Source organism: Nostoc sp. LPT, from assembly GCF_017115165.1.
Lineage (GTDB): Bacteria > Cyanobacteriota > Cyanobacteriia > Cyanobacteriales > Nostocaceae > Nostoc.
Window position 1 is genome coordinate 26,844 of sequence record NZ_JABXKF010000174.1, and the last position, 13,711, is coordinate 40,554.

The 13,711-nt window shown below is 40.4% G+C and carries 11 protein-coding genes and 1 pseudogene; 9 read left to right on the forward strand and 3 right to left on the reverse strand.

All coding sequences use genetic code 11. The features are described 5' to 3' along the window. Positions 1-147: 147 nt before the first annotated feature. On the reverse strand, positions 148-1,611 hold the full coding sequence (locus HWQ58_RS33450) for a TM0106 family RecB-like putative nuclease (protein WP_292872402.1): 1,464 nt from the start codon (positions 1,609-1,611) through the stop codon (positions 148-150). Between the two features lie 524 nt (positions 1,612-2,135). On the opposite strand from HWQ58_RS33450, the gene HWQ58_RS33455 reads away from it, so the two are divergent. From HWQ58_RS33455 to HWQ58_RS33490, 8 genes are all read left to right on the forward strand, one after another. Further along, entirely contained in the window at positions 2,136-3,329 is a 1,194-nt protein-coding gene (locus HWQ58_RS33455; protein ID WP_292872404.1) for an aminotransferase class V-fold PLP-dependent enzyme, read from the forward strand. Positions 3,330-3,401: 72 nt separating this feature from the next. Beyond that, positions 3,402-4,493, forward strand: a complete 1,092-nt coding sequence (locus HWQ58_RS33460) for a glycosyl transferase (protein ID WP_292872406.1) — start codon at positions 3,402-3,404, stop codon at positions 4,491-4,493. 183 nt (positions 4,494-4,676) lie between these two features. After that, on the forward strand, positions 4,677-5,477 hold the full coding sequence (locus HWQ58_RS33465) for a class I SAM-dependent methyltransferase (RefSeq protein ID WP_292872408.1): 801 nt from the start codon (positions 4,677-4,679) through the stop codon (positions 5,475-5,477). Positions 5,478-5,618: 141 nt separating this feature from the next. Further along, complete coding sequence (locus tag HWQ58_RS33470) at positions 5,619-6,032, forward strand: secondary thiamine-phosphate synthase enzyme YjbQ (protein WP_292872410.1); 414 nt, start codon at positions 5,619-5,621, stop codon at positions 6,030-6,032. A 311-nt stretch (positions 6,033-6,343) separates the two neighbouring features. Beyond that, complete coding sequence (locus HWQ58_RS33475; RefSeq protein WP_292872412.1) at positions 6,344-7,093, forward strand: hypothetical protein; 750 nt, start codon at positions 6,344-6,346, stop codon at positions 7,091-7,093. A gap of 32 nt (positions 7,094-7,125) precedes the next feature. Beyond that, on the forward strand, positions 7,126-7,914 hold the full coding sequence (locus HWQ58_RS33480) for a Nif3-like dinuclear metal center hexameric protein (RefSeq protein ID WP_292872414.1): 789 nt from the start codon (positions 7,126-7,128) through the stop codon (positions 7,912-7,914). A gap of 271 nt (positions 7,915-8,185) precedes the next feature. Next, on the forward strand, positions 8,186-8,404 hold the full coding sequence (locus tag HWQ58_RS33485) for a hypothetical protein (protein WP_292872416.1): 219 nt from the start codon (positions 8,186-8,188) through the stop codon (positions 8,402-8,404). A 581-nt stretch (positions 8,405-8,985) separates the two neighbouring features. Further along, positions 8,986-9,297, forward strand: coding sequence for a DUF6679 family protein (locus HWQ58_RS33490; protein ID WP_012408115.1), 312 nt, complete (start codon positions 8,986-8,988; stop codon positions 9,295-9,297). Positions 9,298-9,361: 64 nt separating this feature from the next. Here HWQ58_RS33490 and HWQ58_RS33495 read toward each other — a convergent pair whose 3' ends face one another. Together HWQ58_RS33495 and HWQ58_RS33500 are read right to left on the reverse strand one after the other, a co-directional pair. Next, positions 9,362-11,032, reverse strand: a complete 1,671-nt coding sequence (locus HWQ58_RS33495; RefSeq protein WP_292872418.1) for an MBL fold metallo-hydrolase — start codon at positions 11,030-11,032, stop codon at positions 9,362-9,364. Between the two features lie 629 nt (positions 11,033-11,661). Continuing rightward, positions 11,662-12,088 (reverse strand): annotated as a pseudogene (locus tag HWQ58_RS33500) (DUF29 domain-containing protein). A gap of 573 nt (positions 12,089-12,661) precedes the next feature. Here HWQ58_RS33500 and HWQ58_RS33505 point away from each other — a divergent pair. Then, positions 12,662-13,507 (forward strand): DMT family transporter, encoded by an 846-nt coding sequence (locus HWQ58_RS33505; RefSeq protein ID WP_292872420.1) that lies wholly within the window; start codon positions 12,662-12,664, stop codon positions 13,505-13,507. Positions 13,508-13,711 lie beyond the last annotated feature (204 nt).

The following is a 13,711-nucleotide window of genomic DNA, read 5'->3' on the forward strand; positions in this document are numbered from 1 at the left end:
AAAAATTAAGTACAAGAAAGAGAAACGAATCGCATACTCCTACGGAGAAGCAAGCTACGCCCAACGTCTCGTTAGAGAAGCACACAAAGAAATGAAGTTAAAAAGTTTGGCGCAGTCTCACAAATAAATAGTATGAGTACTCAGCACTCAGTAAGCAAGTCGCAAACCATATTCATCTTGGAAAAAGTTGACAAGCCAATCTTTGACTCTGTGGGTGGCGCGGCAGTCATCTTCATTGTAACGTTGGATAGTTTCTAGTAAGGTGCGATCGCCTGTTTCTAACCATTGATCGTACCAGTAAATACACTTAGCACCACTGGCTTCTCGATCGCGCCACTCAAATCCCATCCAACGAGCGATCGCTTTCAAGGCATAGCTTTCTACGGGCAATGCTACACTTTGGGTTAATTGTTCATACACATCCACAAACCGATTTAGTACAGGACGCACTAAGGAGTGTGGAGTGCCGTAAAGTTTTGCCAACCGTTTGACTGTATCAAACTCGTAGACACAAAAATGATAAATTGGCGCTTCGGGATATTGCCAAACCAAATCCAAAAATTGCTGCCAAACTAATTCTTCGTCTTCTGGTTTGTCTGCTAAAAAGGAATAAAATTGTTCTGTATTAGCTTGTCTATTAACAACCAAAACTCCTAAGAGATAATCTAAATCTAAGTCTGGCTGGGCTTCAATATCAAAATAAAGCTCTATGGGCCCTGTGAATGTAATATCTTCTGTTGGTAGCGGGTAGGGTAAAATAAACGGTCGTTTTTCTAGTGCAGATTGAGCTTGCACTACCAATTTGGGCGCTACTTGGCTGTCAAAACCAAGTAGGTTTTCTAAGCTGCTGGGACTGGTGTTAGCAAGAGATTCCAGTGTGGTAATGTCTAAGGCTTGGAGTTCAGTATAGCGAAGGGGTGTTACACCTGGTAGCAGTGAGAGATGTTTTTCAGATTGAGCGATCGCATAACATTCACTATACCAATGGCAAAAATTGCACTTTTGGCGAGAGATAAATACTTCTGGCGGATTCGGTAACTCTAAAACTTGAATAAACTCATCCAAAATCTGCTGCATTCGTGGTGTCCATTTGCACAGATCCACTGCATAATTTGTATTTTTGGTTCGCAATATGAGCAAAGCTGTTTCAGGTGCAACTCCCTGCACTGTTGTCAACACTTGGGCATGAAATGCAGCGACAACCTGATATTCTTGCTTAGGGCGCTTACCCAGTTCAATACTAGCCGGAACGTAGATCCAATCTCCAAAATGGGATTTTCCCGGTTGTTTCACGAGTAAATCTGGACGACTTAGCAGGGTGTCTGCTTCAGAATAATTTGCTAACAGTACTCCTTTATAGATGTACTCAACCCCACGCTGCATCAATTCTAAAGTTGCTTTCTCTCCCTTTTCCCAGTTTCCATAAGAATAATCTGGTTGATGATAAGTCATCTGTGCTATAGCACTCAACTGATGAGCGATTTTGTCCTGTTGCAATTTCCGTAGCAACTCATTAGGAGCATCGCGCTGACTTTTGTCACCGTGGATATCTAGAAAAGGTCGGCGTTTACAGCGTTGGTATTGCAGTAGGAGTTCAGCATTAATTAGCATCCTTTTAAGTTAACAAGAATTAGCATAATCTGGGAGTAACTCTGACAATTAAAATCTGGAAGTGGCGATACCTTCTCTGCGAGACGCTACGCGTAGCAAGATCCCCAAAGGGGTACGGTGGGCTACGCCAACGTGTTTACGTTTAATTTGTCGTTTATTTTATACTGTCAACAGCTAGCTATTGGCGTAAACAGCACAAGCGTTTGCTTTTGCCCCAAATTACAACTAAGAGAGAGTGATAAAAAACCACAGTTTGTCCATTATTACAAGGTTAAATGACAAAACAACATGATCTGTGAGTGTGTCACACTCTAGAGAAAGGGTGAGAATCCCTACTTTATCTACGAATTCCAGCATTCAATCTTTGTAATTGGCGATCGTCTGAATATCAATAGCCTGCAAACAGCAGATATCTCTTGTGAATTATGACCGAAAACGAAAAGGATACAAGCCCCTAAATTTATTTATGGGGATCATTAATTTTGAATTTTGAATTTTGAATTTTGAATTCGGAGCGAAGCGACGTGACTAGTATTTCTGCATCACCAATCAACCTGTATCACCATCGAGAGCAATTTCCCGCTTTGGGGAATAAGGCTTATTTTAACTATGGGGGACAAGGGCCGATGCCCCAAAGGGCAATGGATGCGATCGCCCAAACTCAAGCTTATGTTCAGCAAATAGGCCCCTTTGGTAATGAGGCGTATAGCTGGATAGCACCGCAGACTCAAGCTGCAAGAGAAGCGATCGCTTTGGAGTTAAATGCACCAAGCCAAACAATTACTCTCACCCAAAATGTCACTATTGGCTGTAATATCGCCATGTGGGGCATCGAATGGCGTGCTGGCGACCATCTACTGCTCTCAGACTGCGAACATCCAGGCGTGATTGCCACAGCTGGGGAAATCTCGCGGAGATTCGCTGTGGAAGTTACCACTTGTCCCCTAAAAGCGACTTTAAATGAGGGCGATCCTGTAACCATCATTGCCCAGCACTTGCGCCCCAATACCCGCCTAGTAATATTGAGTCATGTTTTCTGGAATACTGGTCAAGTTTTACCTCTTGAGAAAATTGCCGAAGCATGCAGAAATAATCATTCTGCACTATTAATAGATGCTGCCCAATCTGCTGGTTTATTGCCTTTAAACTTAACTGAATTGGGAGTAGATTTTTATGCTTTCACGGGTCACAAATGGTTATGTGGCCCTGCGGGTGCGGGTGGTTTGTATGTTCGACCAGAAGCACGAGAAAGCCTGAAACCTACGTTTATTGGTTTAAATGGCATTGTTGTAAACAGTCAATCTCAGCCTGTAGATTGGCTTCCTGATGGGCGACGATACGAAGTATCTACATTAGCTTATCCTTTGTATATTGGATTAAAGGAAGCGATCGCAATTCATCAGCAATGGGGAACGTCACAGGAACGTTACGAGCAAATTTGCCATAACAGTGAGTATCTCTGGCGACAATTGATAGCGTTATCCGATATTAAATGTTTGCGAACTTCCCCACCCGAAAGCGGTATAGTCTCCTTCCAACTTGCAAATAATCAGCCTCAAGCTCATTTGAAGTTGGTACAATTTTTAGACTCACAAAGGATATTAACTCGGACAATTGCCGATCCTAGCTGTATACGCGCTAGCGTCCATTACTTTACTTTAGAATCGGAAATTGACTTATTGGTTGAAACGATTCAAAGTTTTTGCAAAATTAATTAAAAATTAGGAGTTATAAGTTATCAGTCTGGGAATTATAATTTTAACTCCTAACTCCTAACTCCTAACTTGAAAATGGAACGCCCAATCTTATATTTAGCCATAACAAACCACGGCTTTGGTCATGCTACACGCACGGCATCTATAGCCGCAACCATTCAAAAATTATGTCCAGAAGTCCTGCTAATTCTGGTGAGTACTGCCCCACGCTGGCTGCTAGAGTGCTATATAGAAGGCGATTTTATTTATCGTCCCCGTGCATTTGATTTGGGTGTGGTGCAAACGGATAGTTTGACAATGGATAAAGGAGCGACTTTAGAAAAGTTGCTGTATATTAAGAAGCATCAAAATTCGCTGATTGCCTCAGAAGTAAATTTTATCCGCCAAAATCGCGTTAATCTTATTTTGGCAGATATTCCCTTCCTTGCTCCTGGGTTTGCCAAAGCTGCAAATATTCCCTGCTGGATGATGAGTAACTTTGGCTGGGACTTTATCTACCGAGATTGGGGAGGTGAATTTACCGCAGTTGCAGATTGGATTAGTGATTGGTATTCAAAGTGCGATCGCCTATTTCGTCTTCCTTTCCACGAACCAATGCCAGCTTTTAACAATATCACAAATGTCGGCTTAACAGGCGGTTCCCCCCGTCACTCTCCTGATGATTTACGTTCTATTTGGAGAATAACTGCACCAGTCGAAAAAACTATTTTGTTGACCTTTGGCGGGTTAGGTTTACAGCAAATTCCTTATGATAACCTACAGCAATTTCAAGATTGGCAATTTCTCGTATTCGATCAATCTGCCCCAGATTTACCTAATTTAGTGAAAATTAATGACCACAAATACCGCCCTGTAGATTTTATGCCTATTTGTGGGCGAGTCGTTTCTAAACCTGGTTACAGTACTTTTTCGGAAGCCACGATACTAGGAGTACCAATTGTCACCATACCGCGTGAAGACTTTGCTGAAGCAACTTTTATAGTAGAAGGTATAACTGATTATAATCAGCATCAAATTATTACCGCATCTGAATTTTTTCAAGGGACTTGGAATTTTCTCCATGAGTTACCTCAACTAGCAAAGCAATCTCAACCAATTGCTAAGGATGGTAATGAAACTATAGCTCAAGCTGTTATCAATTATTGCCATACTAAAGATAGTAGATAATATTTATCAGAATAGATGAAATGGATAAGTTACTAATATATCTTAACTATTGTGACTGCCGAAATTGCCTTCATCACCTTATTATAGATTTAACTGCTAATTTGCTTTTCATGCCTCATTTTGAGCAGGATGAATGCGCAGGCGATCGCTTACTGTTTATCACTCACAAGGAGGACTACCGTTATGGACAAATGGAATCCAGAGGATTATCGCAAAAATTCTTCCAGTCAACAAAAAAGTGCGCAAGAAGCAATAGTGAAACTTAACTTAAAAGGAAATGAAAGTATTTTGGACATTGGTTGCGGAGATGGAAAAGTTACTGCTGAGATTGCCAGCTATATACCTAATGGTTCAGTTAGAGGTATTAACAATTCTTTAGAAATGATTGATTTTGCTCAAAAAACTTTTCCTCCAAGTTATTTTCCCAACCTTACTTTCCAATTTGCAGATGCAAAAAATTTAAATTTTAACAACGAATTTGATGTTATTGTTTCGTTTTTTTGTCTTCATTGGATTATCGATCACATTCCGGTTCTTACAGGTATTGAAAGGAGTCTCAAGCCAAATGGTAGAATATTACTGCTATTTCCGGCAAAAACAAATGACTCTCATGTAGATACTGTTATGAGTAAAGTTATGTCGAGCGCAAGCTGGAGCAAGTATTTTGACAAATTTACTTGGCCTTGGGGTTTTTATGAACCAAATGAATATAAAAGTTGGTTAGAAAGTGTTGGTTTAAAAATCAATCGTGTTGAATTACTTTCAACAACAAAAGGAATTATTGAAGGAAAGGAAAGCTTGAATGGATTTATTCGAACAATACTATTTCCCTTTACTGCCAGGATACCAGAAGCTTTACAGCAAAACTTTGTTGAAGAGATAGCCAAAACATACTTGGAAACTTATCCTTCGGATCACATGGGTTTTATATATGCTCCACCAGTAGTGAGATTAGAAGTAAACGCGACTAAAATTGTCAATTAACAGATTATTTGTTGTTAGTAAATATTCTCAATGGGCAGGATATTTTGATCAGATGCTAATTTTAATAATAGTTGAGTAATGTGGCGATCGCAAGAACAATTTGTTTAATATGCTTATAATACCTTAATTTCAGTATTCCACATGACTCACTACCAAAAGTTACTCAGAATTTCTACTACTGGCAAATCTTTTCAAAACATCACCGCAAAAATTGAAGCTATAGTTGCAGAATCGGCAGTAGAAACTGGCCTTTGTACTTTATTTTTGCGCCACACTTCAGCTAGTTTAGTAATCCAAGAAAATGCTGATCCTGATGTACTTGTAGATTTAGCTAACTTTATGGCAAAACTTGTACCAGAATCAGGCAAATACATTCATGATGCCGAAGGTTCCGATGATATGCCGGCACACATTCGTACTGCACTTACCCATACTTCTGAACATATACCTATTAATCGTGGTCATTTGGCATTAGGAACTTGGCAGGGAATTTATATTTGGGAACATCGTCAACGCAGTCATTCTAGAGAACTAGTTGTCCACATTTCTGCATAGCAAATTTCTTAAATTTAGAAACCGTAGTTAAATTTTATTAGGACTTACGCAAGTGTCCTATTTTTTTGTGCAGCTTGTCCAAAGTCAATAATCGATAATCCCAAAACCTTAACTTTTGGGAGACTATACTAAGTATTTTTACACTCTTGGGATGGAAAAATTCCTTTATTGATAATTAACTAGACATACACTGAGCATCTCATGTCAGTTTGTAAACTTAAAAGTTAAGTTTATTTATATAAGTTTAATAATTTATTTATTCTAATATAAAATAACACTTAATGTAACCTGCTTGGGCTACTTCTATTACTATGAAGCAAAAACTAACGCCAACTCATACTTTTCAACTTATTGATGAAATACTTGCCCAGCAGTCTGTTAATTTATTGTCACTTAATCCCCAAAAAACATTAATTACCAGCTTTGCAGAATTAGAAAATTTGATTGCAGAACAAAACACTGACATTCAAATTATCACAACCATTCAAGCAACTATCGAAAATATAGTCCGTACTCAGTTGCAAAATTTTCCAGAAAACATCTTCTGGGATTTTGATTTTCTGGTAAGTAGTATGCTTCGGCAGGCTTTAAACGCAGACGAAGGCGCTATTCCTTTCTTAAAGGTTTTTGGTGAAAAGATGGTTTGTCTGACAGAGATGTTCGGAAATAAAACGGAAATACGCTTTCGTTATGTTCATGATTTTATGTATGGATTTGACTGGGCAAGATGGGTACAAAAAGAGCCACAAAAACGCGCACATATAGAGCCTTTTAGTCTGTTATTTTTGGATTATTTACTCGCCAAAGGTAAGGAACTTTTACAACGTATTAATCATGGTCAGATCGTATCTTATAAACTGTGTGAGACAGGCTACCGCAACCCCTTCACCTTTTCTCGTGAACCAGAAGATGAATACCGTCTGCTAACTTATCTTGCTGAAGAACAACTGATTCCAGTAGCAGTATGGAACTGGAATGCTAGCCCTGTATGGAACAAACCTTTTCAGGAAATGCGTCAGCAATTAGCATTAAAATTAAATATTCAACCACAGAAACGCTGATTAGCAATTAAAAATTGCTGAAGAAAATAATTATGAAAATTGCTGATTTAATTACTTGGTTTGAAGCATGGGCGAATCCCGCTTGGTGTGAAAGCTGGGATAATTGTGGCTGGCAAATTGAGCCAGGTATTTTGCAGGAAAAAACACGGGTTTTGGTGTGTTTGACACCGACTTTGGCGGTAATGCAGGAAGCGATCGCAGAAAATGCTAATCTGATATTCGCCCATCACCCGTTGATTTTTAATCCTCTCAAATCTTTACGCACTGGTGAAGCGATCGCTGAAATGGTACGGTTAGCCTTTACCCACAATATTGGTATTTACACTGCCCACACGAATTTTGACCAAGTGCAAGACGGTACTGCTGACGTTTTAGCTCAGATTTTAGAACTCAAAGAAGTTACTCCCATAGAACTTACACAAGCAGGATTAGGATATGGTCGTGTTGGTTTGCTAGAGCCATTTCTGACATTACAGGAATTACTTGCAACTATTCAAACCCGACTTTCTCCCCCTAATTTGATTTTTTCTCCAACTGCTGATTTACAGCAGACAATTTCACGAGTTGCTGTTTTGGGTGGTTCGGGGGCTAGTTACATTTCAGCTGTCGTCAAAACAGGTGCCCAAGCTTATCTAACTTCTGATTGTAAATTCCATCAGTTTCAAGAAAGCCGCGATCGCAATCTTATTTTAATCGATGCTGGACATTATGCTACCGAACGTCCGGCTTGCGATCGCTTGGTGCAAAAATTCCAATCTTTAAACTTAGACTGGGTGCAATTAAGTCAAAAAGATGAAGATTTTCGCCAGTTTTTTGCTTGATTGCTGATCTTTCATATATATTTTGTCGATGCTTTTTGAAAAAATTGTTGTATTTTAATTTTGTTAAGGTATTCAGCTTTTCAACATTGATGCTGAAAATTCCTGTGCCTTTTTATCTGTGTATATTAGAGTATCAAAAACTCCTAGTGTGATATAAATCACTGATTGAGCGTAATACTAATCACACAGTATTAATGTTTCATATCAATTAGCAACAGAGGAAAATGTTCCACACTAGACCTAATAATTTGCTCACTCTGCCCTAATCAAGATGATTCGCACAATTATTGCATCTGCTTTCCAAACTGGATATCTTAGTGTTGAATCTGAGGGTTTACTCCAGCAGGTGCTAGCCACTAAATGCTATCAGTCAGAGGATTTGCCAGACCTCGCAGCCCTATACGATGCAGTTCGCGCCGGAAAAATTAAACGAGAAGCATCCTCATCGAACGTGCTTATAGAATTTCCTTTACCATATAAATCCTCTTGAGACTTCTGGAGTAGAATTTTCTCATGGTCTTTTCCCTCTACCTCTTCCCTTACGCTGTTGCCTTTTTTTAGGCAAAAACCTGAAAAACTCAAAACTATTTGGGTGTTGTTGTTGAAAAGCATCAAGGTCAGCAAGAGAATGAGTTAAGATCAGATACAAGTGGGTAAAAGTAAAGCCAAGTCCCCGGACTTCCCAATAATGCCAATGATTAAAAGTAGGCAAGTTAAACAACCGCAATCAACGATTGTTTTCGAGTATTCTTTATTACAAAATGGGAAGAATGACTCACCAACAAATATAAACCTGGTTAGGACAGGTACCGAATTGTTTGACTTCTATAGAAGCAGACATTCCCTAGAATAAGCCGGAGTGAGATTGAATTCATTGCTAGAGCATCCGATTTATGACCCAATATTATCCTGATATTTTGACAACTAGAAGCAAATCTTGGGATTGGGTGATGAAACGTACTTGTTCCAAACAGTGAAATTAACCTCTTAAAGGTGTAATGTAATGGGGTAGAACCCAGATTTTGACAGGTTTAGGTTTAACTACGTTGTTTAAAAAGGCAGAAACAGTACATGCTACACCGCAAGATTTATCAACTGTGTTGCGATGGGCGCGAGGTATGTGTTTTCTTGCGGGACCAGCAACGCTGGATTGAACGCGCCCGCATCATAGACATAGAGGGAGATTTAGTGACCCTACGCTATGAAACAGAAGAAGAGGACGAAGTTTGTTCTTGGGAAGAAATGGTTCGCCTCGAGAGCATTGGTGCTGTAACGCAAAAATTGGCTTCAGTACCACGCGGTAATGTAGAACCTCTGATGACTGAAGATTGTCCCGAAGCAGAGCGCATTCACAACCGTTACACTGACTCGAATCCAGAATAAATAATCAGTTCTGAGTGCTGAGTATCGAGTGCTGAGTAATAAATCCTAACTCAGGACTCAGAACTCAGGACTCAGGACTAGATAAACCTTCAAAGGCAGGACAGTAACCTTCGAGAGTTACCTTAAAGTTATACAATGGGGAAGCTGGGTTCCAACACCGCTGCCCTCTTTGGTGTCGGCAAGTACCACAACAGTCTACATCTGTCCATGTATAGCGATCGCTGTTTTGGTTGAGCAGTTCTCGTTGAGACAATCCCCTTAATACTAATTCTTCCCCTTGCCAACGAGCTTCGATTAAACCAGTATCGGCAAATTGCCGCCAACGCTGATCGGCAGTAATCACATTGGGTAGGGTAATTGTGATTACTGTTCCTAACTCTGTCAGTTCGCCTTCATAGTTAGTCTCTGGAGCTGCCGGTTGTAAAAATGTGTCGCCGATGGGCAGTTCTACTAAGGTATCAGCCGCCGGAGAATGTACGTGGTAGCGGTTTTGCAACTCCTCTAAGCTAGTCAGGTCTGCCAAGTAGGTAGGGGAACCGTGGACAAAAATCACGTGCTGGGGTCGCAAATTATGAATTAGCTGTGTAGTACCAGGGCCATCGCTATGTTGAGCTAAGAGATAGGTTTCAAGAGTGGTAGGCGCTAAATATTCTTTGTTAACTTTTATATCAATTTTTTCTGGTAGGAGAATCAGCCAAGGCCCGGTGTCTAATTGGCAGTGTTCGCCTAAATCAGATGTCGAGTCGGTGAGGACAATACAAGGTGACTTACCTACACTGGGACGATGTTCTGGTTGTAGACGACGCACGCGGGGACGTACCCGTTCATCCCAAAACAAGGGTTGATGGCGGGCAAAGTTCTGCACTGATGGGGGGAGATGGGGTAGCAGTTCAAGATATGCATCACATCCAGTAGCGACAGCACCATCTACCCAAATATCTAAATCTCGGCCGGTGAAGTGGTGATGCGATCGCAAGAGCATTAATAATTCTTGACCTAATCCTAAAGCCGGGGTAGGAAGGATTACAGAACAATGGTCAGCGATCGCTCGATTAATTCGCTCGGCTAATTGATTTTCTTGGTTGCGGCGATGGGGATGACGGGATGTGCCATAACTACCTTCAATGATTAGCACATCCAAGTCTAAGCCCCGCAGTTCCTCTAAACGCAAGCCTTCTACTAGTCGGGAGTTCGATAAGAAAAAGTCCCCTGTATACAGTAGCTTGTAAGTCCGCTGCTGGGTGGTGTAGGTGAGGAGAATTGCCACTGCTCCTGGTAAATGCCCTGCGGGAAATAATTCTGCCACCAAACCATCTTGAAATTCCACAGGCGATCGCAATGGCAAGGCATGACAAAATTGGGAAATTTCCTTCGGGTCTTCGTCTACCCAATTCAGTGGTAGTAACTTGCTAGTTACCTCACTACCATAAATAGGTAACTTTGGAAAAGCTTTATGCAGCGCCAGTAAGCCTTTAGCGTGATCTGGGTGGGCATGACTAATCAAAACTAAATCTGCTGGTAGGGGCGAACTACTTCCACGTACCGACTTAGTAAGCCCCTTAGCCAGCGATGAAATATCCTCCAAACCACAGTCCAACAGAATGCGGTGTGGCCCCATTTTCACCAATAAACACACGCCCTCATTGTCATGCTGGACACTATAGGGCAAACATTCTAATTCACTACCCGCTTCTGCTGCATCTACGCGAGAGGATGCCGATAGATTATCCCTCATGCTCTCCTCCCCTCAAACCTCATCATCATGGACATATCTCAAAAGCCAAAAGTTACACAAATTTTGCTTTTGTGACTTAGGGGTAAGTTTTATCGTGCGCCCCTACACCCTGAGAATACGGATTTTTGATTGGGGAGGACGCCTGCACCGAACCCGCACTGGTTCGGAAAGGTGGGCTAACGAGAAGCTATCAAACTAGTAACTCAAGGAGTTTGCCTCTGGTTTCTTTTCCCTTTACAAGTTTTGAGCGCTCTTAGCCAACTCACCCTCCGGGAAGTCGAGCGAGCGTCTACAGATTTATCTCAATGTGCGGAGCCATTGCCATGATAGTTATCTGAATCATAGAATCCATTCTTCGTGCCAAAAAATAAGCACGAAAGCGTAAATATAACTGTTAATCCAGCTAGAATCAACTTTACATCCATTTGTTTGCTGCCCTTTACTCAGAGACTTTCCTATATTAATTTAGTGCTTCCGCAATCAAACAGAATCACTAGAAAATCTTTACTATGCTTATATGGATTGGACAATAGGTAAATTTACCACAATCAGTCAGATTGTAGAACCTTTCGGTCAAGCTGTCTATCCATCTAGATGTAAAGTAAAGCAATATGACAAGGAGCAATCGTCTATAGCCCGTAAAAATCCTCATCTAAAATCTGCTCAATCGGTGGGATATTCACTTTCTTGGGGTATCCGAATCCCAAACTTAGTCAGCTTACCTTCCTTAATCCCTAACTTTCGAGCATCTGGGTAGGCTTTTTCCACTGCCTCTATTAGAAAACTTTTTACAGAACGAGTATCTGCCAAATTATTCAGAACTCGCTGACGGTGTTCCAATATTGAGCTATACCAGCTTCCTTTCATACGATTGGGTACATCATACTGAACCCGTAACTTGAGCAGATGCGCCAATAAAATTGTCAGATTGCTTTTGAGCGCATTTTTCTCTGCCTTACCCAAATCAACTAGCTTTTCAATTAAATGCTGAATATCCAACGCCTCAAATTCATGATTTTTTAACTGTTGAATGGTTTGCTCAATCCATAATTGCAAATCTTGATCGTATAGCGGTTAGGCATTTCTCAGATCAACTCCTAACTATTCAACATTCCAGCTAGCCCGGAAGTTTATTCGATTGTAGCGATGAAAGCGATCGCACTTAGAGGATGTTTGAAAAGTTATCGTAAATCAAAGGGTTTAAGACCCCTACCTCTACAGGTAGCGCGGAGTCGGAGCCACTCCGCCTCCGATCATTTTCAGTCAGGGTTTAAATCACCGTCTGAAAATGTCTAAAATGTTTGAATTTTGAATTTTGAATTGTTAATACTCGCTGATTTTTGATAATTATAAACTCTGAATATAATACAGTAAAGGATACAGTTTAGATTAGATTTAATTAATAAGAGCTTACTTTACCTTTTAATTACAATATAGAAAAAGATATAAAATTATGAAAATTAGATTATTAGTACTTAACCAGCTAAAAAGACTAGATTCTGAAGGTACGGACAGGACGGAACAAAACCAACATTATTTATGCGATCGCATTTTCTATGGATCTAAAGAAACATTATTCAATTAATTAGTTTAATGGAAACTAAAAACACCTTACATTTAAAAGGAATAATGCTACTTATCCTTGTTAATGTAATTAGCGCTACAACTTTTCCATTGACTAAAGACATCGTTAGTAACCTTTCGCCAAGTGCATTAGTTGCCAGCCGCTTTGTCATAGCGGCTGGGGTTTTTATCCTAAATTTACGTAATCTTAATGCACTTTTATTACATGATGGTATAATATTAGGACTTTTATTGTTCTTTTTCTTAGCTATAGAAACAATTGCACTCAAGACTATACCAGCAAACCGGGCGGCATTCATTGGCAGTTTGAACGCCCCTATCGTCCCGCTGCTGGGATGGCTGAGTGGTCAGCGCGTACCTTTGAAAACTTTCCTAGCCGCTGGAGTAGCTGTAATCGGTATTGGTGTGATGTTTTGGGAAGGCAAAGAACTAGGAATTGGCGATTTGTTGATGTTTGTTGATGCTTTTGTCTATGCAGTGTACATACTTTTCCTAGAGCGAGTCGCCTCCCGTCACCCCGCTTTAACACTCACTAATGTTCAACTTTTGTTCATTGCAACGGTAGGGATACTCTGGAGTAACACACAAATCTTTAACCAATTTGAGGTAATTCGCCAGCACTGGGGAGCGATTCTCTACTTAGGGTTGTTGGTGACGGCTGCTGTTATCTGGCTTCAGACATTGGCACAGCAATGGGTTTCATCTGACGAAGCTGCTTTACTTTTTACACTTGAGCCATTGTTCGCTACAATTTTCTCATTTTGGCTACTTGGAGAACATCTGGGAATACGCGGTCTAATTGGTGCGATTCTTGTCTTAGTTGCTCTGCTTCTAAGTCAAAGCTCTCAAAAGATTGAGCCGGAAGCAAAAGTTGAGATACAGAGCGGTTAAGGGGCTTTTACCTCGAAAGTGAAATTTAACTAAGCCAAGTTTGAAACTTGGAAGCCGCTAGAAATTTAAACATAGTGGGTCTTTATCTATGACTACAATAGAGTTGCAAAAATTACTTTTGCAAGAGTTAGGAAAACGGTTAAAGTAATTTGTAATTAAAGGGAAGGGAAAATTTTATCCTTTTCACCTTTTCCCCTTAACCTT

Bases quoted from the DNA above. Each gene is read 5' to 3' on its own strand.
- HWQ58_RS33450 (WP_292872402.1), bottom strand. From the start codon at position 1,611: ATGCTAATTAATGCTGAACTCCTACTGCAATACCAACGCTGTAAACGC.
- HWQ58_RS33460 (WP_292872406.1), top strand. From the start codon at position 3,402: ATGGAACGCCCAATCTTATATTTAGCCATAACAAACCACGGCTTTGGT.
- HWQ58_RS33465 (WP_292872408.1), top strand. From the start codon at position 4,677: ATGGACAAATGGAATCCAGAGGATTATCGCAAAAATTCTTCCAGTCAA.
- HWQ58_RS33470 (WP_292872410.1), top strand. From the start codon at position 5,619: ATGACTCACTACCAAAAGTTACTCAGAATTTCTACTACTGGCAAATCT.
- HWQ58_RS33475 (WP_292872412.1), top strand. From the start codon at position 6,344: ATGAAGCAAAAACTAACGCCAACTCATACTTTTCAACTTATTGATGAA.
- HWQ58_RS33480 (WP_292872414.1), top strand. From the start codon at position 7,126: ATGAAAATTGCTGATTTAATTACTTGGTTTGAAGCATGGGCGAATCCC.
- HWQ58_RS33485 (WP_292872416.1), top strand. From the start codon at position 8,186: ATGATTCGCACAATTATTGCATCTGCTTTCCAAACTGGATATCTTAGT.
- HWQ58_RS33490 (WP_012408115.1), top strand. From the start codon at position 8,986: ATGCTACACCGCAAGATTTATCAACTGTGTTGCGATGGGCGCGAGGTA.
- HWQ58_RS33495 (WP_292872418.1), bottom strand. From the start codon at position 11,032: ATGAGGGATAATCTATCGGCATCCTCTCGCGTAGATGCAGCAGAAGCG.
- HWQ58_RS33505 (WP_292872420.1), top strand. From the start codon at position 12,662: ATGCTACTTATCCTTGTTAATGTAATTAGCGCTACAACTTTTCCATTG.